Consider the following 24,633-nt stretch of genomic DNA (forward strand, 5'->3'; position numbering starts at 1 on the left):
GAACTGTGGGCTGGTTCACAGTCTAGCCAAGCGCAAGCATCAGCACCAAAGGCAGGGTGGCGGCGGCCAACACGGTCTGCAGGGCGATGATGGTGGCCATCAGCGGTGCGTTACCGCCCATTTGCCGAGCCATCACATAGGAAGACGACGCAGTCGGCAGTGCCTGGAAAAGCACCGCCACCACCGCTGCCTGGCCACCCAGGCCAAGCAGGCGACACAAGCCCCAGGTGGTCAGCGGCATGACCAGGAACTTGAATGCCGACGCCGCCATCAGCGGGCGCACCTGCTGGCCCAGGCGGGCACCACCCAGGGCTGCGCCGACGCACAGCAGGCCCAGCGGCAGTGCGGCCTGGCCCAGGGCCTTGACCGTGGGTTCGATACCCGCTGGCAAGCCCAGCCCGCTGACGCGCAGCAGCAAGCCGCCAGCGCAACCGACGATCAAGGGGTTGGCGAAAATGGCCCGCAGCACCGTGGCCGGTGAGCTATGGCGGGCACTGAAGCGGGCGAACACCAGCACGCAAAGCAGGTTGACCAGTGGCACGATGGCGGCGTTGGCCACTGCCGCCAGGGCGATGCCGGCGCTGCCGTAGATACCCGCTGCAAGGGTGGCGCCGATGTAGTTGTTGAAGCGGATGCCGCCCTGGAACACCGAGGTGAAGTCGGCACCGTCGTGGCTCATTGCGCCCTGGTACAGCATCAGCAGCACAGCCCCGGCCAGGGTCGAGAGCATCAGCACGCCGACCATGCCCAGCACCGGTACGCCATCGAGGTTGGCAGTGGCCAGGCCGTGGAGGAACAGCGACGGCAGCAGTAGGTAATAGCTCAGGCGCTCGGCGCCGGGCCAGAAGTTATCGGCGAGGAAGCCGCGCAGGCGCAGGAAAGTGCCCAGGGCAATCAGCAGAATGATCGGCAGCAGGGTAGTCAGCAGCAGGTGGAGCATGATCGACGTTCCGTGGTCGGGTACGGGGCACAGATTACTGGTGCGGATCGATCTGTAAAAACGTTGTTTTCTGCACTAACCATTGAGGAGAAATGCATGATTGAAGTCGACATGGCTCTTGTAGAAGCGGCCTTGTGTCGCGAAAGGGGTGCGAAGCGCCCCCAGGATATCGGCATCGCCACAAAATTGCCGGGGCCGCTTTGCGGCCCTTTCGCGACACAAGGCCGCTCCTACAAGGCCCTGCGAACCTTCACGCCTCCAGCGCAGTCTTCAGCACCGCGCTCAAATGCCGCCGCTGGCTCTTCTCATGCTCCAGCAACACCACCCGCCGGGTCAGCTGCGGGTCGCCAAATGGCAGGCAGGTGGCCGGTGGCAAGCGTTGCAGGTCGTCATCGGCCATGGGGATGATTGCCACGCCCAGGCCCATCACCGCCATGCGCGCCAGCGCTTCCTGGCTGTCCAGCTCCATCTGCTCGCTCACCTGCAAATGCTGCCGACGCAGTTCCTGTTCGATTTGTCGTCCGGCCCAGGCACGCTTGTCGAAACGCAGGAACGGCTGGCTGGCCAGCAACTGCGCCACGCTTTGCCCGGCCAGGTCGGGGCTGGCGATGGCCCAGAAGCGATCTTCGAACAACGGCGTGAAGTCCAGGCTTTGCGGGTAGGGGCTGACCGGCTCGGTGGTGATCGCCGCATCGAGTTCGCCGTCTTCCACCCGCCGTGCCAGTTCCGCCGACATGCCGGAGGCCACGCTGATGTGCAGCTGTGGGTGGTGCGCCTTGATCCACACCAGTGCCTTGGGCAGGCGTCGCGCCAGCACCGTGTGGATCGCCCCCAGGCGCAGGCGGCCGCGCAGGCTCGGGCCGCTGGCCAGGGCGTCGGCCAGTTCGTCATAGCTAGCCAGGATGGTCTCGGCGCGGGCCACCGCCAACTGGCCGGCTTCGGTCAGCGACACCTGCCTGCGGCTGCGGTCGAACAAGGTCACCTGCAGTTCGTCTTCGAGGGTCTTGATGTGCAGGCTCACCGCCGAAGGGGTGAGGCTGAGCAGGTCGGCGGCACGGGCGAAGGTGCCGTGGCGGGCGATGGTCACCAGGGTGCGCAGGGCTTTGAGGGACATGCGGTTGAGGTCCGGTTTCAAGCTGACAGGGCTGCATTGTCAGGCTCGGCCCTATCGCCGGCAAGCCAGCTCCCACAGGTACTCCGCCGGCGGTGGCCATTGTGGCAACCTGTGGGAGCTGGCTTGCCGGCGATAGGGCCGGAGCAGGCAGCACTGTTTCAACGTGCACCACGCCCATAGGCCTGGCTGATCCGGTCGATCACCATGGCCAGGGCGACGATCGCCAGCCCGGCCTCGACGCCCTGGCCGACATTCAGGGTCTGGATCCCCGACAGCACATCCTCGCCCAGCCCGCGGGCCCCGATCATCGAAGCCACCACCACCATCGACAGGGCCATCATCACCGACTGGTTGAGCCCGGCCATGATGCTCGGCAGCGCCAGCGGCAGGGCGATGCGCCGCAACCGCTGCCAGCGGCTGGCCCCCAGGCCATGGGCGGCTTGCAGCAGCGAAGGGTCGATCTGGCTCAGGCCCAGTTCGGTCAGCCGTACCAGCGGTGGCAGGGCATAGATCAGCGTGGCGAACACGGCGGGCACCTTGCCCAGGCCGAACAGCATCAGCACCGGGATCAGGTAAACGAAGGCCGGCAAGGTCTGCATCACATCCAGTACCGGCAACAGCAACCGCTTCGCCAGTGGCCGGGCAGCCAGCAGGATGCCCAGCGGCACGCCCACCAGCACGCAGAGGCCGGTACTGACCAACACCAACGCCATGGTCTGCAGCAGTTTGTCCCACAACCCGAGCATGCCGATCAGGGCCAGCAACGCCACCAGTACCGCGCTGCGCAGCACGCTGCGGCTGGCATGCCAGGCCAGCAGGCCGACCAGCAACAGCAGCAGCCACCATGGCAGCAGGCGCAGCAAGGTTTCCAGGCCGACCAGCAGTTGCAGCAACTGGTCCGAGACGCTGCGCAGGTGATCGCCGTAATGCAGCACCAGCCAGTCGACCAGCCGGTTGATGCTGTCGGCAAAGGAAAATTGCAGGGCTTGGGGGAAGCCGCCGCTCACAGGCTGGCCTCGACCTTGGCGGCAATGTCCGCAGGCAACCAGGCTTTCCACACCTTGCGGTTGTCGCGCAGGAAGGTGAGGGCAGCGTCACGGGGCGGCGTGCGCTTTTCGCTCATGTTGGCCAGTGCCTGGTTCAGTCGGTCGATGGGCAGGTCGACCCGCTCGAACGCGCTCACCAACTCCGGGTAACCCTCGCGAAAGGCCTTGGATACGCCAATCGACAATTTGGCTGGCAGCGAACTGCTGCCCTTGGGCTCGGGGTTGCCGGCATCGGTGAGGGTGGCCCAGGCCTGGGCATCGAACGGTGGCTCTTGCAGGCGTATGAGTTTGTATCGCCCCATCAAAGGGGTCGGGTTCCAGTAGTAGAACAGCACCGGTTGGCCACGGCGGATGGCCGAGCCGATTTCGGCATCCATTGCAGCCCCGGAGCCGCTGCGGAAGTTGGTATAGAGATCATTCAGCCCGTAGGCCTTGAGTTTCTGGCTGTTGACGGTTTCGGATGTCCAGCCGCTGGGGCTATTCAGAAAACGCCCTTTGCCGGGTGACTCGGGGTCGCGGAACACCTGCGAATAACGCTGGAGGTCCTCGACGCTGCGCAGTTCAGGCGCCACGGGTTTCAGCTTGCGTGCGGCATCGCCCTCGATCACGTAGGCTGGCACCCACCAGCCTTCCTCGGCGTTCTTGACCGTGTCGCCCAACGCGAACACTTGGCCGGCCTGTTCTGCCTTGACCCAGGCGGGGCTGCGCCCGGCCCACTCCTCGGCGATTACCTGCAGGTCGTTGCGCGCCAGGGCCACTTCCATGCTGACGGTGCTGCCGGGCACGGTATCGGTGGTGTAGCCGTAGCCACGCTCCACGATCAGCCGCAGGATCTCGGTGGTGAGGGCGCCGCTTTCCCAGCCTATGGCACCAAAGCGGATGGGCTCGCTGCGTTCTGCCGAGGCGGCGCTGTCGGTGCTGGCCAGGCCTACGGCGAGCAGCAGGCCGGCCAGCAACGTCGGGATCTTTTTCATGGGGCCTCTTGGAGTGGCGCTACTGAGTTGCCGCAAGTGTAGACGACCGGCTCCAGGCCCGGCAGGAAGGCCGCTGCACGCGATTGGCAGCGGCCTGCAGACGGCTCAGACGCGGAATTGGTCCATCAGCGCCTGTTGCTGGTTGGCCAGGCTGTTCAGCGACTGGCTGACCCGCGCCGACTCGTTGGCCTGCCCCGACAGCGACTCGGTGACATCCCGGATGGTTGCCACGTTGCTGTTGATTTCCTCCGCCACCGCGCTCTGTTCCTCGGCGGCCGAAGCGATCTGCAGGTTCATGTCGGTGATCACCGTCACTGCCTGGCCGATGCGCTGCAGCGCGGTGACGGCCTGGCCAACCTGCTGCACGCCGCCCTGGGCCTGGCGGTGGCTGTTGTCCATGGCACCGACCACTTCGCGGGTGCCGTTCTGCAAGGCCTCGATAACCTGGCGGGTTTCTTCCACCGATTCCTGGGTCCGCTGGGCCAGGTTGCGCACCTCGTCCGCGACCACGGCAAAGCCGCGGCCGGCTTCACCGGCGCGGGCCGCCTCGATGGCGGCGTTCAGCGCCAGCAGGTTGGTCTGTTCGGCGATCGAGCGGATCACCTCCAGCACCGAACCGATCTTCTCGCTGTTCTGCGCCAGGCCCTGTACCTCGGCCATGGCGTTGCTCATGTCGGCGGCCAGGGCATCGATGCTGTGGGTGGTGCGGTCGATCACCGCCAGGCCTTCGCGGGTGGCCTGGTCGGCGTCGCGGGCGGCCTGCGCGGCCTGGGCGGCGCTGCGGGCGACGTCCTGGGCGGTGGCACTCATCTCGTGCGAGGCAGTGGCCACCTGGTCGACCTGGCGGTACTGCTGCTCCATGCCAGCGCTGGTCTGGGTGGCAATTGCCGAAGACTGGTCAGCGGTGCCACGGGCTGCCTGCACCGAGCGTTTGACCTCGGCGATGGTCGGCTGCAGCTTGTCGAGGAAACGGTTGAACCAGCCGGCCAGTTCGCCCAGTTCGTCCTGCTTCTGATAGGTCAGGCGGCGGGTCAGGTCACCTTCGCCGCTGGCGATGTCCTTGAGCATGCTTGCCACGCCGAGGATCGGCCGGGTAACGCCACGGGCCATCAGCCACACCATCAGCAGGCCGGCAACCGCCGCCGCCAGGCCCAGGCCAAGTTCCAGCAGGGTGCCGCTGGTGTTCAGCGCGTCCAGTTCCTGTTTCAGCGCTTCGGCCGGCCCGGTCAGGGCGTTTTCCGGCACATCCAGCAGCACGCCCCAGGGCTGGGCATCCGGGATCGGCCGGAACGCGGCCAGCACTTTCAGGCGCTGCTGGCCGTGCACGATGGTCATCTTGCCGTCGGCCAGCTTGCGCACCAGTTCGGCACCTTTGGCGGTATCGACCTGGTCGAAGCGCTGGGCCAGCTTGCTGGCATCGGCGCTGTAGCCGGCCAGCAGGCCGACCGGGCTGAGAATGCCGACCGTGGTGCGGCCTTCGTACAGGCTGCGGCTGGCCTCCTGGCTCAGGGCCTGCAGGCTGTTGAGGTTGATGTCGATGGACAGGGTGGCGATCACCTTGCCGTCGACTGCCAGGGGGAAGACGATGCTGGTCATCAGCACCTGCTGGCCATCGATGTCGTAGAAGTAGGGCTCCACCACGCACACCTTGCCGGATGTGCGCGGGCACACCCACCAGGTATTGGCAGGCTGGCCGCTGGGGCCGATCTCGGTGTTGGCCATGTCATGCTCGGGCAGGGCCATGGCCGTCAGCTGGCCGACACGTGGCTGCGACCAGTACAGGGCGAAGCGCCCGGTTTCGTTGCTGCCCAGTTCGGCCTTGCCGACAAACAGGCTGTCCTTGTTGTCCAGGGCGTTGGGCTCGAATACCAGCGACAGGCCGAGCAGCTCGGGGTTGGCCTGCAGGGCGGCGCGCACCTGGCGGGTCATGTCCTCGCGCAGGTCGAAGGCATCGAGAAAGCGCTTTTCCGCCTGCTCGCGCAGGAACAGCACCTGGCGGGCGAAACCGGCGCCGTACTGGTAGGCGTCCATGAACTGGCGGCGGATGTTCAGCGCCTGCACCTCGCCCTGCGACTCGATGCGCGACTGCGCCGACTCGGTCAGCATCTGCATGCTGCTGGCCTTGACCAGGTCCGAGCTGTGGTCCATGCGGTACAGCGACAGGCCGACGAGCAGGGTGACGATGCCGGCCAGGCAGAGACCGGCGAGCAGGGTGATCTTCCACTGGATGGAAAGTTGTCGCAAAGGCATGGGGTGGGTCCCTTTTTTTGGACAGTAAGGGTTATGGCTTTGGGGCTGGGCGGCGCTCGATCTCACAGGCGAAAGAAATCTCCAGCCAGGCATCTCCCAGCCTTCCCACCCTATCGGCCCATCCCATTTTTTCTTTATTCAAACATTCAATTTAAATTTCCGCCCTCTGTGTAATCCGCCGCAACATGGCGCTTTTGACATCTGCTGCTCACTGCTTCACAGTGCGCGCTTTTTTTCTGTCGCAATGAGGTAAGCCAACCATGAATGCAGTGATCGCCGCGGTCGGCATCATGCTGATACTCAGCCTGTCCCGCGTGCACGTGGTCATCGCCCTGATCATCGGGGCCCTGGCCGGTGGGCTGGTGGGCGGCCTGGGTATCGAGGGTACGCTCAAGGCCTTCAACGGCGGCCTCGGTGGCGGGGCCACGGTGGCCCTGTCCTATGCACTGCTGGGCGCCTTTGCCGTGGCCATCGCCAAGTCCGGCCTGGCCCATGCCCTGGCCGACCGCGCCCTGGCCATGATCGACCGCCAGGGTCATGCCAATGGCGGCAAGGTCAAATGGTTGCTGGTCGGCCTGATGCTGGTGGTGGCGGTGTCGTCGCAGAACATCCTGCCTATCCACATTGCCTTCATCCCCTTGCTGGTGCCGCCGCTGCTGTACGTGCTGACCCGCCTGCGCATCGACCGCCGCCTGATCGCCTGCGTGATCACCTTCGGCCTGATCACCCCGTACATGTTCCTGCCGGTGGGCTTTGGCAACATCTTCCTCAACGAAATCCTGCTGGCCAACGTTGCCCGCGCGGGTGTCGACGTGAGTGGCGTGAATGTCACCCACGCCATGGCCATCCCGGCGGCCGGCATGCTGGCCGGCCTGTTGCTGGCGGTATTCATCAGTTACCGCAAGAAGCGTGACTACGACCTGGCGCGCATCGAGCAGGTGGAGCAGGTGAGCGTGCAGTACAACCCGCTGACCCTGCTGGTGGCCGGGTTGGCGATTGCCTCGGCGTTCATCATCCAGTTGTGGCTGGATTCGATGATCATCGGCGCGATGGTCGGCTTCCTGATCTTTTCGCTGTCGGGCATCGTGCGCTGGAAGGACACTGACGACCTGTTCACCGAAGGCATGAAGATGATGGCCATGATCGGCTTCATCATGATTGCCGCCTCGGGCTTTGCCGATGTGATGAAGGCCACCGGTGAGGTGAACAGCCTGGTGGAAACCTCGGCGCAGTGGATCGACCACAGCAAGGGCATCGGTGCCTTGCTGATGCTGCTGGTGGGCCTGTTGGTGACCATGGGCATCGGCTCGTCGTTCTCCACCGTGCCGATCCTGGCCGCGATCTTCGTGCCGCTGTGCGTGCAGCTGGGCTTCGACCCGCTGGCCACCGTGTGCATCGTTGGTACCGCCGGCGCCCTGGGTGACGCCGGCTCGCCTGCCTCGGACTCGACCCTGGGCCCGACCTCGGGGTTGAACGTGGATGGCCAGCACCACCATATCTGGGACACCGTGGTGCCCACCTTCATCCACTACAACCTGCCACTGCTGGCGTTCGGCTGGCTGGCGGCGATGACGCTGTAGGGGGAGGGCGTCAGCCCTTGTCGGGCGGCGGCGAGATGCGGTTGAGCACGGTGCTGCCGTCCTTGCTGCGGGTCAGGTAGACCGGCAGCACCTTGGGCAGGTTGTTGACCAGGCGCCCCACCTCGCGGGTGTTGTAGATGCCGCTGATGCGGATGCGGCCGGTACTGGCGTCGGCCAGCAGCAGCGGCGCAGCGAGGTATCGGTTGATTATCGGCAGGGCCTGTTCCAGGCTCAGGTTGTCGAGCACCAGCTTGCCGTCGCGCCAGGCCAGGCTGTTGCCGTAGTCGTCGCTCTGCTCCAGTTGCGGCTCGAAGTCGCCCTTGTGATAACTGGCCTGCATCCCCGGGCCCAGGCGGTAGCCACCGGCGCTGCCGTCGCTGGATACCAGCACCGAACCTTCCACCAAGGTGACCTTGACCTGGTCCTGGTACTTCCACACGTTGAACTGGGTGCCGGTAACGCGGGTCTGGCCACGACCGGCATGCACGATGAACGGGTGGCTGCTGTCGTGTTGCACCTTGAAGAACGCCTCGCCACGCTTGAGCGTGACCTGGCGCTGGTCCTTGTAGTTGAGGTAGGTGAGCTCGGTGTTGAGGTTGAGCTGCACCGTGCTGCCGTCGCTCAGCTGCACGGTCTGCATGTGCGCACCGGCTTCGAAGTGCTGATAGTGATTGGGTAGCCAGCCTTGTTCCCAGCCCACCCAGCCGGCCAGCGGCAGCACCGCCAGGGCGATCGCGGCAGCGGATGCCAGCGGCCGCCAGTTGCGCGGGCGTGCGGCCTTTTGCACGGGCGGGTTGAAGTCGATGACGGTTGCATTGCGCGGCAGCAGGTCGGCGGTTTGCCAGATTTCCAGCATCGCCTGGTATTCCTCGGCATGCCGGGGGTCGGCCGCCAGCCAGCGAGCGAACGCCTCGCGCTCTGTCACCGTGCAATCTTCGGCGTGCAGGCGCATGCACCAGTGCGCGGCGGCGTCGGTGATGGCATCGTCTGGGCTGGGATTGAGGCGGTCGTGGTTCATTGCGGCTCCGGGTTTTGCGCATTCTACCCTTGCTGGAGGGCTCCCGAGAACCGAGGTAATGGCGAATGACTATCAGTTGAGCCGGTTTTCGTCGGATTGGTGATGGTTTTCCAGCGTTTGAGAACCCTTCGCGCAGGCAAAACAATGGCTGAAATCGTTGGGGCTGCCTTGCAGCCCATCGCGACACAAGGCCGCTCCTACATGGAATCGCGTTCCCCTGTAGGAGCGGCCTTGTGTCGCGATGGGGCGCAAAGCGCCCCCATGGCCTCTCAGAACTGCGCCGCCTCCAAACCATAGAGGCTGCCACTTCCCGCCCGAATACTCGCCTCCAGCCCCAACCCCCGCGGCAGAACCCGCTGGAAGAAGAACTCCGCACACGCAAGCTTGGCCCCATGAAATGCGGCATCTTCGTCACGCCTGGCCAACGCCACCGCCGCCATCCGCGCCCACATGTAGGCATACGCCGTCAGCCCGAACAGCTGCAGGTATTCCACCGCCACTGCGCTGACCAGGTTGGCATCCTCGCTGGCCCGCGCCCGCAGCCAGGCGCTGGTGGCCTCCAGCCGCGCCAGGCTCGCTTGCAGGGCATCACGGTGCAATGGCGCATCCACGCTGAAGGCCCGCACCTCGGCGGCAAAGCTGGCCAGCGCCCGGCCACCGTCAGCCAGCACCTTGCGCCCGAGCAGGTCGAGGGCCTGGATGCCATTGGTGCCTTCATAGATCTGCGCAATGCGTACGTCGCGCACCCGCTGCTCCTGGCCCCATTCGCGGATGTAGCCATGGCCGCCGTACACCTGCTGGCCGAGTACGCAGCTTTCCAGGCCGTTGTCGGTGAAGAACGCCTTGGCCACCGGCGTCAGCAGCGCCACCAGGCGCTGAGCATGTTCGCGCTCGCCAGCGTCTTCAGCGTAGCGCGCCAGGTCCAGTTGCTGGCCGACGTAGGCGGCAAACGCCCGCCCACCTTCGGTGAGGGTGCGCATGGTCAGCAGCATGCGCCGCACATCGCCGTGGTGAATGATCGGGTCGGCAGCCTTGTCCTGTGCCTGCGGGCCGCTGGCGGCGCGGCTTTGCAGGCGTTCGTTGGCGTAGCGGGCGGCGCTCTGGTAGGACGCCTCGGCACAGCCGATGCCCTGGATGCCGATGGACAGGCGCTCGTAGTTCATCATGGTGAACATCGCCGCCAGGCCCTTGTTCGGCTCGCCCACCAGGTAACCGACGGCACTGTCGAAGTTCATCACGCAGGTGGCCGAGGCCTTGATGCCCATCTTGTGTTCGATCGAGCCGCAATGGGCGGCGTTGCGCGCCCCCAGGCGGCCATCGGCCTCGACCAGGTACTTGGGCACCAGGAACAGCGAGATGCCCTTGGCACCGGTGGGTGCATCCGGCAGCTTGGCCAGCACCAGGTGGACGATGTTCTCGGTCAGGTCCTGTTCGCCGCCGGTAATGAAGATCTTGCTGCCGCTGATGCGATAGCTGCCGTCTGCCTGGGGTTCGGCGCGGCTGCGGATCAGCCCCAGGTCGGTACCAGCATGGGGTTCGGTGAGGCACATGGTGCCGGCCCAGCGGCCCTCGTACAGGGGCGGCAGGTAGGTGGCCTTGAGCGTTTCGCTGGCGTGGGCGTCGATCGCCAGGCAACTGCCGGCGCTCAACGCCGAATACAGGCTGAAGCTGCAGTCGGCGGCATAGAGCATTTCCTCGAACAGCACCCCGAGCATTTTCGGCATGCCCATGCCGCCATGTTCGGGGTTGCCGCCCAGGCCGACCCAACCGCCTTCGCGGTAGGTGTGCCAGGCCTCGCGGAAGCCGTCAGGGGTGGTGACTTCGCCTGCGGCGAAGCGCACGCCTTGCTCGTCACCGTTGCGGCTGATCGGGGCAATCAGCTGGCCGGTGACTTTGGCTGCTTCCTCGAGGATGGCATCGGCGGTATCGGCGTCGATGCGCTCGGCCAGGGCTGGCAGGCGGGCCCACAGGGCCGGGGCGTTGAACACATCATGCAGGACGAAGCGCATGTCGCGCAGGGGGGCTGTGTAGGTGGTCATCGGGGGCTCTTGGAATAAGGGAAACATGGGCTGGCCTCTTCGCGGGCACGCCCGCTCCCACAGGTCAAGCACAGGGTTCGAGGCCGGTGCGGTCCCTGTGGGAGCGGGCATGCCCGCGAAGAGGCCACCACTGGATCAGAGGGCTTTGGCCCGGTCGCGCAGCACGTACTTCTGGATCTTGCCGGTGGAGGTCTTGGGCAGTTCGCCAAACACCACGGTCTTTGGCACCTTGAACCCGGCCAGGTGCTCGCGGCACCAGCTGGTGATGTCGGCTTCGCGGGTGTCTTCGCGGCCCGGCTTGAGGGCAATGAAGGCGCACGGGGTTTCCCCCCATTTTTCATCCGGACGCGCCACCACCGCGGCTTCCAGTACCGCCGGATGCTTGTACAGGGCATCCTCGACCTCGATGGTGGAGATGTTCTCACCACCGGAAATGATGATGTCCTTGAGCCGGTCCTTGATCTCGACATAGCCGTCGGCGTGCCAAACGGCCAGGTCACCTGTGTGGAACCAGCCGCCACGGAAGGCTTCGACGGTGGCTTCGGGGTTCTTCAGGTAGCCCTTCATCACCGTATTGCCGCGCATGAAGATCTCGCCAAGGGTATTGCCGTCGCGCGGCACCGGCTCGAGGGTTTGCGGGTCGGCGACCATCAGGCCGTCGAGGGTCGGGTAGCGCACGCCCTGGCGGGACTTGATCCGCGCGCGCTCTTCCAGCGCCAGTTCATCCCATTCGTCATGCCAGGCACACACGGTCACCGGGCCGTAGACTTCGGTCAGGCCGTAGGTGTGGGTGACCCGGATGCCCATCTCTTCCACGGCGCCGATGACCTTGGCGGGGGGCGCGGCGCCGGCGACCATGGCCTGCACCGGGTGCTCGATGGCCGCCTGGGCCGCCTCAGGCATGTTGACCAGGGCGTTGAGTACGATCGGCGCGCCGCACAGGTGGCTGACCCGGTGCTCGCGGATCAGGGTCAGGATCTTCTGCGGGTCGACCCGGCGCAGGAACACATGGGTGCCGGCCAGCGCGGTGATGGTCCATGGGTAGCACCAGCCGTTGCAGTGGAACATCGGCAGGGTCCACAGGTACACCGGGCGATGGCCCATGCCCCAGACCATCTGGTTGCCCAGGGCGTTCAGGTAAGCGCCACGGTGGTGGTAGACCACGCCCTTGGGGTTGCCGGTGGTGCCGGAGGTGTAGTTGAGCGAGATCGCCTGCCACTCGTCATCGGGCCACTCCCAGGCAAAGTCCGGGTCGCCCTCGGCGAGGAACGCCTCATAATCCAGTTCGCTGACCGCACGGCCTTCGCCATACTCCGGGTCATCCACATCCACCACCAATGGCGGGTGCTCGAGCAAGGCCAGGGCCGCCTCGATGACCGTGTGGAACTCGCGGTCGGTGATCAGCACCTTGGCCTCGCCATGCTGCAGCATGAAGGCGATGGCTTCGGCATCCAGGCGGACGTTCAGGGTGTTGAGCACGGCGCCGGTCATGGGCACGCCAAAATGGGCTTCGAGCATGGCCGGAATGTTGGGCAGCATCACCGCCACGGTGTCGCCACGACCGATACCCCGGCCCACCAGGGCGCTGGCCAGGCGTCGGCAGCGTTGGTAGGTCTGCTGCCAGTTGCGGCGGATGGCACCATGCACTACCGCCGGATAGTCGCCGTATACGGCAGCGGTGCGTTCGATGAAACTCAGCGGAGTGAGCGCGACATGGTTGACGGCAGCGGGCATCAGGCCCTGGGCATAGATCGACATGCGGTAATCCTGTAGGGGAGGCAGGCACAACCTGTGCGCTTGACCCCCGGTGGCTGATTGTTAGCTCTGTTCAGGGTGCAGGGACGCGGACGGTGGGCCGCTCCCTTGTCGCAGTTTTACGCGAGTCGCTATGGTATTAGGAATATCGACTATAGCAATATAGTAAAACTACTATAACAACGAGCCGCCTACCGTGGACAACACTGCCTATCCCTTGCTCGCCAAGGACCCACAACCCAGCCTGATGCTGGCTGGCGACGCCAGGCCGTTGGCACTCAACCCGGCACTGCAGGCCTGGGTCGATGAAGGCCCGGCACTGGCCAGCTGGCTGCCGGGCAACTGCACCGCCCTGGTGCGCGCCTGCCTGCGCCAGCGCCGGGCGATCGCCGATGTCGAGGTGCAAGTCGGCGAACGCATCGTGCTGTGGAGCTTCATCCCTGACGACCAGGGCCAGCAGGTGCTGGCGCGTTGCCGCGACGCCAGCGACGAGCGCCATGGCGCACGCGAGGCCAGCCGCGCCCGGCGTCTGTACCGGCTGATCATCGAGAACACCACCGATCTGATCTCCCGGCACAGCCCTGACGGCCGTTTCCTCGATGCCTCGCCGGCGGCATTCCGCCTGCTTGGCCTGTGGCCCGAGCAACTGCGCGGCATGGCCGTGCATACCTTGCTGCACCCACGCGAGCGCCGCCAGGTGCTGCGCCAGGCCGCCGCCGCCCTGGACCAGGACGGCTACCACACCATGACCTGCCGCGTGCGCCAGGCCGCAGGCGGCTACCGCTGGTTCGAAATCGCCAGCCGGGCCATCCGCGAAACCTACACCGGCGCGGTGGTGGAGGTGGTCAGCGTGTCTCGCGACATCACCCTGCGCATCGAAGCCCAGGAAAGCCTGGCGCACAGTGCCCGGTTGGCCACCTTGGGCGAGCTGGCTTCGGGCATTGCCCACGAGATCAACCAGCCGTTGGCTGCAGTGGTCAACTACGCCAACGCCAGCCAGCGCTACCTGCAGGGCCTGGAGCGTGACCCGCAGGCCCGCGAGCGGGTGGGACAGGGCCTGCAGCGCATCAGCGAACAGGCCACCCATGCCGCCGAAGTGATCCGCCGCCTGCGCGCCTTCCTGCGCAAGGGGCCACGCCGCCTGCAGGCGCTGGACGTGGCCGAGGTGGCCGGCGAAGCCATGCGCCTGTGCGCCTGGGAGGCCGCACGTGACCAGGTGGTGGTCGAGCTGCGCATGAGCGCGCAGCTGCCCTTGGTGTATGCCGACCGGGTACTGCTGGAGCAGGTGCTGTTGAACCTGCTGCGCAACGCCATCGATGCCAACCGCGAGCAGCATGGCGAGCGGCCGTCACGTATCCTGCTTGGCGCTGCGCGCGATGGCGATGGCGTGCTGGTCGAGGTGGCCGACCAGGGCCCGGGCGTGGCGCCCGAGCGCCTGGATGAAATCTTCACGCCGTTCACCACCAGCAAAGCCGACGGCCTGGGTCTTGGCCTGAGCATGAGCCGCAGCCTGATCGAGGGCTTTGGCGGCAACCTGTGGGCGCGAGCCGGTGACAATGGTGGTCTGGTACTGTGCTGCCGCCTGGCGGTCAGCAGGGGATAAGGGGAGATGGCGGTGCAAGCGAAAGTGTATGTGGTGGATGACGACCAGGGTATGCGGGACTCCACGGTGTGGCTGCTGCAGTCGGTGGGCTTGCAGGCCTTGCCGTTCGCCGGTGGGCAGGCGTTTCTCGACGCCTGCGTCGACGATGGGCCGGCTTGCGTGCTGCTGGATGTGCGCATGCCCGGGCTGGGCGGGTTGGCGGTGCAGCAGGCGATGCGCGAGCGTGGCCTGGGGTTGCCGGTGATCTTCGTCAGCGGCCATGCCGATGTGCCGATCGTGGTGCGGGCATTCAAGGCCGGCGCCTGCGACTTCATCGAAAAGCCCTACAACGACCAGTTGCTGCTCGACAGCGTACAGGCCGCGCTGGAGAACGCCGGGCGGGCACGCCAGGACGACCAGGCGCTGGCCCGGGTGCAGGCGCGCATCGACGGCCTGACCCCGCGCGAGCGCGATGTGTTCGTGCCGTTGGCCCAAGGGTTGAGCAACCGCGAGATTGCCGAGCGGCTGGGGGTGAGCGTGAAGACGGTGGACCTGTACCGGGGGCGAGTGATGAAGCGGTTGCAGGCCGATAGCCTGGCGGAGTTGGTGGGCATGGCCATAGCCTGCGGGGCGGTGGAGGCATTGGGCCTGCGATTGCGGCAGTGACAGCAGTCACAGTTCCCTGTGGGAGCGGGCGTGCCCGCGAAGCAGGCACCGCGGAGGATGGCACGGGCTTCGCCCGTGTTCGCGGGCATGCCCGCTCCCACAAGGGCGCGCAGGTTTTCAGGTGTGCTTAAGCAATTCATGAAATTTTCCATAGCAACCTAATCAAAGCTTTGACATTCACTGCCTAGGCAGTAATATTTTTACACAATTAATCGAGCAGTCTCCGATGGCCCATTTCTCCCCCGAAAACTTCCAGACCTGCGCCATCGGCATGCTGCTTGGCCGTGCGGCGATCCTCAAGGACCGCATTCTCGACTGGCACCTCGAATCGGAAGGCGTCACCGCCGCGCAGTTCAAGGTGCTGATCATCGTCACCCAGTACCAGGTGGACACCCCGGCCGAACTGTGCCGTTACCTGGGCCTGGACAGCGGGTCGATGACCCGCATGCTCGACCGCCTCGAGCAGAAGGAGCTGATCGTGCGCAACCGCTGCGCCGACGACCGCCGCCAGGTGCGTCTGGCTCTTACCGCCGATGGCCAGCGCCTGGCTGACCGCCTGCCGGAAATCGGCGCGGCGGCCATGAACGAGTTGTGCGGCGCGCTGGCAGCCGAAGAGCTCCAGGCCCTGGAAGGCCTGCTGGCCAAGGTCCTGCTCGCTGCCGGCGACCCGTTGACGATCCGCCGCTTCGGCGATCGTTGATCCCTGTCACGAATTATCCAAGGTATTGTCATGGCCATTCCCGCAGACACCCCGACTCCCTCCGCCGCGCCCGAACCGTCGCGCAAGCGCAAAGCCTGGCTGCTTGGCCTGCTATTGCTGCTGATCCTTGCCGGCGCCGGTGCCTGGGCCTGGTACAGCCTGGTCGGGCGCTGGCACGAAAGCACCGACGATGCCTACGTCAACGGCAACGTGGTGGAGATCACCCCGCTGGTCACTGGCACCGTCACCAGCATCGGTGCCGATGACGGCGACCTGGTCCACGCCGGCCAGGTACTGCTGCAATTCGACCCGGCCGACAGCCAGGTGGCTTTGCAGTCTGCCGAAGCCAGGCTGGCGCGCAGTGTGCGCCAGGTGCGCGGGTTGTACAGCAACGTCGACGCGCTCAAGGCCCAGCTGGAAACCCGCCAGGCCGAACTGCGCAAGGCCCGGCAGGACTTCAATCGGCGCAAGGTGCTGGCCGACAGCGGTGCGATTGCTGCCGAAGAGTTGTCCCATGCCCGCGATGACCTGAGCGTGGCCGAGGCCGCCGTCAACAGTGCGCGCCAGCAGCTCAGCACCAGCGCCGCGCTGGTCGACGACACCGTGGTGTCCTCGCACCCCGAGGTGATGGCCGCCGCCGCCGACCTGCGCCAGGCCTACCTCGACCACGCCCGCACCACCCTTGTGGCACCGGTCACCGGCTATGTTGCCAAGCGTACCGTGCAGCTGGGCCAGCGCCTGCAACCGGGCACCGCGACCATGGCAGTGATCCCGCTGGACCAGGTGTGGATCGACGCCAACTTCAAGGAAACCCAGCTGCGCGACATGCGTATCGGCCAGCCGGTGCAGATCAGCGCCGACCTGTACGGCAGCGAAGTCAGGTACAGCGGCACGGTCGACAGCCTAGGCGCCGGCACCGGCAGCGCCTTCGCCCTGTTGCCTGCGCAGAATGCCACCGGTAACTGGATCAAGATCGTCCAGCGCGTGCCGGTGCGCATCCACCTCAGCCCCGACCAGCTCAAGGACCACCCACTGCGTATCGGCCTGTCCACCGTGGTCGAGGTCGACCTGCACGACCAGAGCGGCCCGGCCTTGGCCCAGCAGCCACCCCAGCAGGCCAGCTACACCACCCAGGTGTATGACCGCCAGCTGGTCGAAGCCGACAACCTGATTGCCCGGTTGATCCACGAAAACAGCGCAACCGGCAAGACGGCCCAGCGATGAGCAACAACGCTGCTGCCCAGTTCACGCCGCCGAGCCTGCTGCTGACCACCATCGGCCTGTCGCTGGCGACGTTCATGCAGGTGCTCGACACCACCATCGCCAACGTGGCCTTGCCGACCATTTCCGGCAACCTGGGGGTGAGCTACGAGCAGGGCACCTGGGTCATCACCTCGTTCGCGGTGAGCAACGCCATCGCCTTGCCGCTGACCGGCTGGCTCAGCCGGCGGTTTGGCGAGGTGAAGCTGTTCATCTGGGCCACGCTGCTGTTCGTGCTGGCCTCGTTCCTGTGCGGTATTGCCCAGTCGATGCCGGAGCTGGTCGGTTTTCGCGTGCTGCAGGGCGTGGTGGCCGGGCCGTTGTACCCGATGACCCAGACCTTGCTGATCGCGGTCTACCCGCCGGCCAAGCGCGGCATGGCCCTGGCGCTGCTGGCGATGGTCACGGTGGTGGCGCCGATTGCCGGGCCGATTCTCGGGGGCTGGATCACCGACAGCTACAGCTGGCCGTGGATCTTCTTCATCAACGTGCCCATCGGCCTGTTCGCCGCCGCCGTGGTGCGCCAGCAGATGCGCACCCGGCCGGTGGTCACCAGCCGCCAGCCGATGGACTACATCGGCCTGCTGACGCTGGTCATCGGCGTTGGTGCGTTGCAGGTGGTGCTGGACAAAGGCAATGACCTGGACTGGTTCGAGTCGTCGTTCATCATTGTCGGCAGCCTGATCTCGCTGGTGTTCCTGGCGGTGTTCGTGATCTGGGAACTGACCGACCGTCACCCGGTGGTCAACCTGCGCCTGTTCGCGCACCGCAACTTCCGCGTCGGCACCATCGTGCTGGTGGGGGGCTATGCCGGGTTCTTCGGCATCAACCTGATCCTGCCGCAGTGGCTGCAGACGCAGATGGGCTACACCGCTACCTGGGCCGGCCTGGCGGTGGCGCCGATCGGCCTGTTGCCGGTGCTGATGTCGCCGTTCGTGGGCAAGTACGCGCACCGCTTCGACCTGCGTGTGCTGGCCGGGCTGGCGTTCCTGGCGATCGGCAGCAGCTGCTACATGCGTGCCGGGTTCACCAGCGAGGTGGACTTCCAGCATGTGGCGCTGGTGCAGCTGTTCATGGGCATTGGCGTGGCGCTGTTCTTCATGCCGACCTTGAGCATCCTGCTGTCCGACCTGCCACCGCAGCAGATTGCCGATGGCTCGGGCCTGGCAACTTTCCTGCGTACCTTGGGCGGCAGTTTCGCAGCGTCGCTGACCACCTGGATCTGGATTCGCCGGGCGGACCAGCACCATGCCTACCTGAGCGAGCACATCAGCCAGTTCGACCCGGCCACGCGGCATACCCTCGAGCAGCTGGGTGGGGCCAGCCCGCAGAGCTATGCGCAGCTGGAGCAGATACTCAACGGGCAGGCGTACATGATGTCGACGGTGGACTACTTCACCCTGATGACCTGGGTGTTTGCCGGGTTGATCCTGCTGGTGTGGTTTGCCAAACCGCCCTTTACAGCCAAGGCCGGGCCGGCGTCGGCAGGGCATTGAGCCGGGCCAGAACAGGGCCCGGGCTCTAGCCCTTGCCAAATGCCATGTCAGGCACTCGCTGCTGTGTACCAGGGCCGCTGCATGCGCAGCACCAGCCGGTCTATTTGCGGCACCAGCAGGTTGCCGGCCAGCACGGCGAAGCAGAGGCCATCGGCATACAGACCGAATTCGCGAATCAGCTCGGTCAGCGTGCCGACGGTGACGCCGAAGAGAATGCGACCGGCGCGAGTATCGGGGCTGGTTACCGGATCGGTGGCGATGAAGAAGGCGGTGAAGAGAAAGCCGCCTAGGCTGAGGTTGTACACGGCTTCCTGAAAGCTGTGGCCGGCAGCCATGCACAGCAATACCGTGCTCGCTATCATCGCCAGCGGAATCTCGATCCGGATCACCCGCAGCGAAGCCAGCAGCAAACCGCCGGCAATGTAGCCGAACCCCGACAGGTTGTGGGTGACATGGGTGAACTCGTTCTGCGCCAGCTGAGTGGCGCCAGCGAACGCATCGAGATCCAGGCGCGGCACCAACTGTAGCTGTTGCAGCAGAACCGCCTTGGCATCCAGGGCTGCGGTCCAGGGGGCATGGTTCGATGGCGCGGGGTACAACTGCTGGTAAAAGCAGATGGCAACGATCCCCAGGCCAACCATGGCAGGGTTGAGGCGGTTGCGACCAAGGCCTCCACTGGCGTGCTTGCACAGTGCGAGCGCGGCAAAGCTGGCCAGGGCGATCATCCATAACGGCACCATCAGCGGCAATGCCCGCGCCAGTATCAGGCCCAGCACCAGCCAGCTGAGGTCGCTCAAACCCTCGCGTACGGCATGCCCGCGCAGGCGCAGCAGGGCGGCTTCGAAGCCCAGGGCGAACAGTACGCACCAGAAGGCCTGCAACCAGACCACGACACCGAATTGCCAGGCATACAGGCCGGTGCCCGGCAGCAGGCACAGGACGACCAGCAGCATCACCGTGCGCAGCCGTTGCGGGGTGGGGTGGCGTACCAGGCTCATGCGCGGACCTCCGTCTTGCTCTGGCGGAAGCGTTCGCGCAACGGGATATTGCTTGGGCAGATGCTGCTGCAGCTGCCGCATTCGATGCAGGCGTCCAGGCGCAGTTCCTGCAGGCTGGCCTTGTCCTGGCGTTCGGCGGCAGCATAGAGGTCCAGCGGCCTGAGCGACATCGGGCAGACATCCACGCAGCGCGTGCAGCGAATGCAACTGCTGGCGGGGCGAGCCGCTGGCAGGTAGCGCTCGGCGCCGAATATCAGGCAGCTGCTGGTCTTGCTGACGAAGGCGTTGGCGTCTGGTAGTGGCTGGCCCATCATCGGGCCGCCGACCTGGGTCAGCTGCCCAGTGGGGGACGCGCCAGCAATCGCGCGCAGTTCACTGATCGGGTAACCCACTGGCACCCGCACATTGCCTGGGCGCTCGCAGTCACCGGTCAGCGTCAGCACGCGGCTGGTCAGTGGTTCGCCATGGAAGACGGCCCGGCCCAGTGCGTAGAGCGTTGCGACATTCAGCGCCAGCACGCCGATATCGGCAGGCCGGCTCCCCGGGGCCAGATTGCGGCCACTGAGGCTCTTGATCATCAGTGGTTGCCCACCTGCCGGGTAACGCTCCGGAAGTGGACAAATCTCGACCCGGGTACGCGCCTGGCGAGCGGCGGCACGTAGCGTGGCCATCGCTTCCGGCTTGTTGGTTTCTATGCCGAAACGGGTTGCCGTTATCCCAAGCAGTGCGGCGACATAGTCGGCGGCCTCGATCAACGCTTCGGCATTCTCGCGCATGAGGCGGTCATCGCAGGTAAGGAACGGCTCGCACTCGGCACCGTTGATCAGCAGCAGGTCGGGCTGCCGGGCGCCGGCCAGCTTGAGGGCTGTCGGGAAACCCGCACCACCCAGGCCGACTATGCCCATCTGCAATGCACGCTCGACCAGCGCATCTGGCGTTTGCGGCAGGCCCGGTGCCGGGCGTTCGATGCACTCATCCAGGCCATCTGCGTTCAGGATGACGGCCATGACCGGCTCGGCCGAGTCGGCCGCGAAGACGTGATCGATCCGTTCCACGGTGCCGGAGGTACTGGCATGCACCCAAGCGGTGGTGTTGTCGCCAATACCGATCACTTCGCCCTTGCGCACATGCTGCCCCGGCTGCACGCAAGGCTGGACAAACCGCCGACCCCGCCCGAGCGGGATCGCCAGCTGGATCTTTCCGACCGCGACCGGGGCAACTGGCGTGGCGTTGGACAGTTCCTTGTATCCCCTGAGCTCGATCCCTCCGTGCCAACTACGCTGAGAAGACGAGGCGATTGCCAGCAGACGGCGCCAGAAAGGCTTCTGTTGCGGCTGACGCTGGGCGCGGATGCGGCTCTGCAGGCGTTCGACGCTCTGCAACGAATGGCTAGACATTGACTGTCCTCCAATTTTTGGGCAAAGGACGCCCCTATGCGCTTATGCACATGATGGTTTTGTAAATTCCGGGACGTTAAGCGGAAAGGGAGGGGGGATGATTGATCACCCGCGCAGATAAGAGTGCTCGAGGAGGATTTTGTTCGGTTTTTGACCAGGTTTGCTGATGAACGGTAGGCCAATTGCCATCTCGCAATTCTGGTGAAATAACCTGTGCCGCGAACGGGCGGCCAGAGTCGGCGAGGTGTCGAATGATGCGCGCGAGTCTGCTGGTCATGCTGGTGACGCTGCTGTGTGGCTGTGGCGAAAGGATCGAACGCTTTGGCGGGCCGACCATGGGCAGCACTTATTCGGTCCAGTACGTACCCACCGCGCAGGCGCCCGCCGCGCAGCAGGTAAAGAGTGAAGTCGAGATGATTCTCGAGGCGCTCGACAAGCAGTTTTCCAACTGGCGCGGCGACTCCGTGGTTTCCCGCTTCAACGCTCTGCCGGCCGGCGCCTGTCAGGCAGTGCCGGAAGAGATGCAGCACTTGCTGGCGTACGGTGTTTCTCTGTTCCGCGAAAGCGGCGGGGCCTTCGACCTGACGGTTTTGCCATTGATGAACCTCTGGGGCTTTGGCCCGCAGTCACGAGGCAGGCAAGTGCCAGATGCCAGCACGCTGGCGCGTGAGCAGGCACGGGTAGGCCTGCAGCATTTGCACCTGCATGGAGAAAAGCTGTGCAAGGATGTGGCGGCGCAGTTGGATTTCGACAGCATGCTCGCCGGTTATGCAGTGGACCGGGTAGGTGACAGGCTTGCGGCGTTGGGTATCCAGGCCTATCTGGTCGAGATCACCGGCGAACTCAAGGGGGTCGGCCGCAAGCCGGATGGCGCGCCCTGGCGTATTGCCCTCGAAGTACCAAGTGGCGAGGGCGAGCAGCAAGTGGAGCGCGCCATCGCCCTGGATGGCTACGGTGTTGCCACCGCCGGCGATTACCGCAACTATTTCGAGGAAGGTGGCCAGCGCTATTCGCATACCTTCGATCCACGTGTCGGCAAGCCGGTCAAGCACGCGCTGGCGGCAGTGTCGGTGGTCGACCCTTCCGTGCTGCGTGCCGATGCCCTGGATACGCTGTTGATGGTGCTCGGCCCGGAGGAAGGCTATGCCTTCGCCGAGCGGCATGAAATAGCTGCCTATTTCATCATGCACCAGGGGCCGGGTTTCGTTGCGCGGGCGACGCCGCGATTCGAGACGTTGTTTCCCCGGCAGGGCAAGCCCAGGCAGTAAAAGGAAAGGTCATTCCCACGCGCAGCCTTTTCCCCTATTGTCGAAGCTCCCTTTCCAAACGATTGGCAGATCCATGGAGAAAGTCCTCGTCATCACCGGTGCCAGCCGCGGCATCGGCGCCGCCACGGCACTGCTGGCCGCCCGCCAGGGCTATCGCATCTGCATCAACTATCACACCGACGATCAAGCCGCCGATGACATCCTTGAACAGGTCCGCGCCTTGGGCGCCGAGGCTATCGCCGTACGCGCCGACGCCAGTGTCGAGGATGAGGTCATCCGGCTGTTCCAGCGCGTGGACGAAGAACTCGGCCCGGTCACCGCACTGGTCAACAACGCAGGTACCATCGGCCAGCAAAGCCGGGTCGAGGACATGTCCGAATTCCGTCTGCTCAAGGTCATGAAGACCAATGTCGTCGGCCCCATGCTCTGTACCAAGCACGCACTGCTGCGCATGGCGCGCCGGCACGGCGGGCAGGGCGGGGCCATCGTCAACGTGTCGTCGGTGGCCGCACGCCTGGGCTCGCCCAACGAATACGTGGACTATGCCGCTTCCAAGGGCGCCCTCGACACCTTCACCATTGGCCTGGCAAAGGAAGTGGCAGGCGAGGGTGTGCGGGTAAATGGTGTGCGGCCAGGCTACATCCATACCGGGTTCCACGCGCTGTCGGGCGACCCCGACCGGGTAAGCAAGCTCGAGCCCGGCTTGCCCATGGGCCGCGGCGGGCGCCCCGAGGAAGTGGCCGAGGCCATCCTCTGGCTGCTCTCGGACAAAGCCTCGTACTCCACCGGCAGCTTCATCGACCTGGGCGGCGGGCGCTGAGCGCGCCGCTCAATCCTCCAGCAGCGCGCGTATTCGGTCGGCCAGCACTGCCAGCTCGAACGGTTTGGTCAGTACCTGAGTACCTTGCAGCAACTGGCCGTCACTGAGCGCCGCACTTTCGTCGTAGCCGGTGATGAACAGCACCCTGAGGCCGGGGTGGCGCTCGCGGCAACGTTCAGCCAACTGGCGGCCATTCAGGCCGCCGGGCAGGCCGATATCGCTCAACAGCAGGTCTGGCCGCTCGCCATCTTGCAGGTAAGCGAGGGCGGCCGGGCCGTTCTCGAATGCATCGACCCGATAACCCAGTTCTTCCAGCACCTCGCAGACGACCAAGCGCAAGGCGGCGTGGTCTTCGACCAGCAGGATACGCTGCGTGGCGCTGCTGCTTTTTTCCAGCAATGTGCGCGCTGGCCTGGTGGCGGGGGCTGCGGGGGGCTGGTGGTGGCGGGGAAGCAGCAGCTCGATGCGGGTGCCTTCGCCAAGTGTCGACAACACCCGTAGCTGCCCGCCCGACTGGCGTACGAAACCGTAGGCCATCGACAAGCCCAGGCCGGTGCCCTGGCCCATCGGCTTGGTGGTAAAGAACGGGTCGACGGCGCGTTCGGCCACCTCCGCCGACATGCCGTTGCCGTTGTCGCTGATGCACAGCCGTACGTATTCACCAGCTGGCAGTTCCAGTGCACGGGCTTGCTGGTCGTCGAGCTGCAGGTTGTCACCGAGGATATCGATCACGCCGCCGGCGGGCATGGCATCGCGGGCATTGATGCACACGTTGAGCAGGGCGCTTTCCAGTTGCGGCGGGTCGATGAAGGTCGGCCACAGCTGGCAGGGGAAATGGCTGGTCAGGGTGATGGAGGGGCCGATGGTGCGGCGCAACAGCTCTTCCATGCCGCCCACCAGCGTGGCCACCTGCGTGGAGCAGGGCTGCAGGGTCTGCTGACGGGAAAATGCCAGCAGCCGGTGTACCAGCGAAGAGGCCCGCTGCGCCGAGTCGCTGGACAGCTTCAGCAACGGCTCCAGGGCGTCGAAACGGGATTGCTCCAGGCGTTGGCGCATCAGCTCCTGGGCACTGAGGATGCCGCCCAGCAGGTTGTTGAAGTCGTGGGCGATGCCGCCACTGAGCTGGCCGATCGCTTCCATCTTCTGTGCCTGGCGCAGGGCCTCCTCGGCCTTGGCCTGTTCTGCCAGTGCCGTGTTGACTCGTTGTTCCAGCTCCTCGTTCAGGCGCCGCAGGGCCTCCTCTGCCCGTCGGCGTGCGGTGACGTCCTTGAACAGTACCGCCACCTGGCGCTTTTCGGCAGGCTCTACGCGGAAGGTGGTCACCGACAACACATGGCCGGTGGCGACCAGCTCCTGCTCGAAATGCAGCGGCTCGCCCGTGCGCAGCACCGCGCCATAACGAGCGACCCAATCGTCGGCCTCATCGGGCACCATCTCGCGCAGTTTCTGCCCGACCACGTTGGGGATGCCGGCGTGCTTGGCATAGGCCGCATTGGCCAGCACATGCACATAGTCGCTCAGCGGGCCGTGCGGGCCATCGAAGAATTCGATGATGCAGAAGCCTTCGTCCATGGTGTCGAACAGCGAGCGGTAGAAGTTATGGTCGTGTTGCTGCTGGCTTGCCAGGCGGGCTTCCAGCAGCGCGTTCTGTTGCTGCAGGGCTTCGACTTGTTGGCGCAGTGAAAGCAGGTCGCGGGAGGGCATGCCGACGTCCGACAGTGGATGAAGCC

At 65.4% G+C, this 24,633-nt stretch carries 19 protein-coding genes; 8 read left to right on the top strand and 11 right to left on the bottom strand.

What is annotated here, in order from left to right; genetic code table 11:
• Positions 1-22: 22 nt before the first annotated feature.
• From V3314_RS14620 to V3314_RS14640, 5 genes are all read right to left on the bottom strand, one after another.
• Positions 23-940: an AEC family transporter gene (locus V3314_RS14620; RefSeq protein ID WP_046615404.1), complete on the bottom strand. Its 918-nt coding sequence runs from the start codon at positions 938-940 to the stop codon at positions 23-25.
• Between the two features lie 250 nt (positions 941-1,190).
• Positions 1,191-2,054 (bottom strand): LysR family transcriptional regulator, encoded by an 864-nt coding sequence (locus V3314_RS14625; protein ID WP_046615403.1) that lies wholly within the window; start codon positions 2,052-2,054, stop codon positions 1,191-1,193.
• A gap of 158 nt (positions 2,055-2,212) precedes the next feature.
• On the bottom strand, positions 2,213-3,061 hold the full coding sequence (locus V3314_RS14630) for an ABC transporter permease subunit (RefSeq protein ID WP_046615402.1): 849 nt from the start codon (positions 3,059-3,061) through the stop codon (positions 2,213-2,215).
• Positions 3,058-4,074, bottom strand: coding sequence for an ABC transporter substrate-binding protein (locus V3314_RS14635; RefSeq protein WP_046615401.1), 1,017 nt, complete (start codon positions 4,072-4,074; stop codon positions 3,058-3,060). Before V3314_RS14635 ends, V3314_RS14630 begins: the two co-directional genes overlap by 4 nt.
• A 105-nt stretch (positions 4,075-4,179) precedes the next feature.
• Positions 4,180-6,324 carry a methyl-accepting chemotaxis protein gene (locus V3314_RS14640; RefSeq protein WP_046615400.1) on the bottom strand — a complete coding sequence of 715 codons (2,145 nt, stop codon included), beginning with the start codon at positions 6,322-6,324 and terminating at the stop codon, positions 4,180-4,182.
• 260 nt (positions 6,325-6,584) lie between these two features.
• Between V3314_RS14640 and V3314_RS14645 the strand changes: the two genes are divergently transcribed.
• On the top strand, positions 6,585-7,904 hold the full coding sequence (locus V3314_RS14645) for a Na+/H+ antiporter family protein (RefSeq protein ID WP_046615399.1): 1,320 nt from the start codon (positions 6,585-6,587) through the stop codon (positions 7,902-7,904).
• Positions 7,905-7,914: 10 nt separating this feature from the next.
• On the opposite strand, the gene V3314_RS14650 is transcribed toward V3314_RS14645, so the two are convergent.
• The 3 genes from V3314_RS14650 to V3314_RS14660 all read right to left on the bottom strand — a co-directional run bounded on the left by V3314_RS14650 (position 7,915) and on the right by V3314_RS14660 (position 12,719).
• A complete protein-coding gene (locus V3314_RS14650; protein ID WP_338459169.1) occupies positions 7,915-8,922 on the bottom strand; it encodes a FecR family protein in 1,008 nt (335 codons plus the stop codon).
• Positions 8,923-9,191: 269 nt separating this feature from the next.
• Positions 9,192-10,961 carry an acyl-CoA dehydrogenase C-terminal domain-containing protein gene (locus tag V3314_RS14655; RefSeq protein ID WP_046615397.1) on the bottom strand — a complete coding sequence of 590 codons (1,770 nt, stop codon included), beginning with the start codon at positions 10,959-10,961 and terminating at the stop codon, positions 9,192-9,194.
• A 135-nt stretch (positions 10,962-11,096) separates the two neighbouring features.
• Entirely contained in the window at positions 11,097-12,719 is a 1,623-nt protein-coding gene (locus tag V3314_RS14660; RefSeq protein WP_046615396.1) for an acyl-CoA synthetase, read from the bottom strand.
• 193 nt (positions 12,720-12,912) lie between these two features.
• On the opposite strand from V3314_RS14660, the gene V3314_RS14665 reads away from it, so the two are divergent.
• From V3314_RS14665 to V3314_RS14685, 5 genes are all read left to right on the top strand, one after another.
• Complete coding sequence (locus tag V3314_RS14665) at positions 12,913-14,319, top strand: ATP-binding protein (protein ID WP_108481535.1); 1,407 nt, start codon at positions 12,913-12,915, stop codon at positions 14,317-14,319.
• Positions 14,320-14,325: 6 nt separating this feature from the next.
• On the top strand, positions 14,326-14,964 hold the full coding sequence (locus V3314_RS14670; protein ID WP_046615394.1) for a response regulator: 639 nt from the start codon (positions 14,326-14,328) through the stop codon (positions 14,962-14,964).
• 226 nt (positions 14,965-15,190) lie between these two features.
• Entirely contained in the window at positions 15,191-15,664 is a 474-nt protein-coding gene (locus tag V3314_RS14675; protein WP_112252549.1) for a MarR family transcriptional regulator, read from the top strand.
• A gap of 30 nt (positions 15,665-15,694) precedes the next feature.
• On the top strand, positions 15,695-16,888 hold the full coding sequence (locus V3314_RS14680; RefSeq protein ID WP_338459170.1) for an HlyD family efflux transporter periplasmic adaptor subunit: 1,194 nt from the start codon (positions 15,695-15,697) through the stop codon (positions 16,886-16,888).
• Positions 16,885-18,420, top strand: coding sequence for a DHA2 family efflux MFS transporter permease subunit (locus V3314_RS14685; protein ID WP_025338877.1), 1,536 nt, complete (start codon positions 16,885-16,887; stop codon positions 18,418-18,420). The genes V3314_RS14680 and V3314_RS14685 overlap by 4 nt, the downstream gene beginning before the upstream one ends.
• A gap of 47 nt (positions 18,421-18,467) precedes the next feature.
• Here V3314_RS14685 and V3314_RS14690 read toward each other — a convergent pair whose 3' ends face one another.
• A complete protein-coding gene (locus tag V3314_RS14690; RefSeq protein ID WP_338459171.1) occupies positions 18,468-19,418 on the bottom strand; it encodes an RnfABCDGE type electron transport complex subunit D in 951 nt (316 codons plus the stop codon).
• Positions 19,415-20,815, bottom strand: a complete 1,401-nt coding sequence (gene rsxC, locus V3314_RS14695) for an electron transport complex subunit RsxC (protein WP_338459172.1) — start codon at positions 20,813-20,815, stop codon at positions 19,415-19,417. Before rsxC ends, V3314_RS14690 begins: the two co-directional genes overlap by 4 nt.
• A 251-nt stretch (positions 20,816-21,066) precedes the next feature.
• On the opposite strand from rsxC, the gene V3314_RS14700 reads away from it, so the two are divergent.
• Together V3314_RS14700 and V3314_RS14705 are read left to right on the top strand one after the other, a co-directional pair.
• The gene (locus V3314_RS14700) at positions 21,067-22,083 is read left to right on the top strand and encodes an FAD:protein FMN transferase (RefSeq protein WP_338459173.1); all 1,017 of its coding nucleotides are present in this window, start codon (positions 21,067-21,069) and stop codon (positions 22,081-22,083) included.
• A gap of 73 nt (positions 22,084-22,156) precedes the next feature.
• A complete protein-coding gene (locus V3314_RS14705; RefSeq protein ID WP_046615388.1) occupies positions 22,157-22,903 on the top strand; it encodes an SDR family oxidoreductase in 747 nt (248 codons plus the stop codon).
• A gap of 9 nt (positions 22,904-22,912) precedes the next feature.
• Here the strand turns inward: V3314_RS14705 and V3314_RS14710 are convergent, their stop codons facing one another.
• Positions 22,913-24,607, bottom strand: coding sequence for a response regulator (locus tag V3314_RS14710; RefSeq protein WP_338459174.1), 1,695 nt, complete (start codon positions 24,605-24,607; stop codon positions 22,913-22,915).
• Between the last annotated feature and the right edge of the window lie 26 nt (positions 24,608-24,633).

This window comes from Pseudomonas sp. TE3-3-F2023 (assembly GCF_036784815.1).
Lineage (GTDB): Bacteria > Pseudomonadota > Gammaproteobacteria > Pseudomonadales > Pseudomonadaceae > Aquipseudomonas > Aquipseudomonas pudica.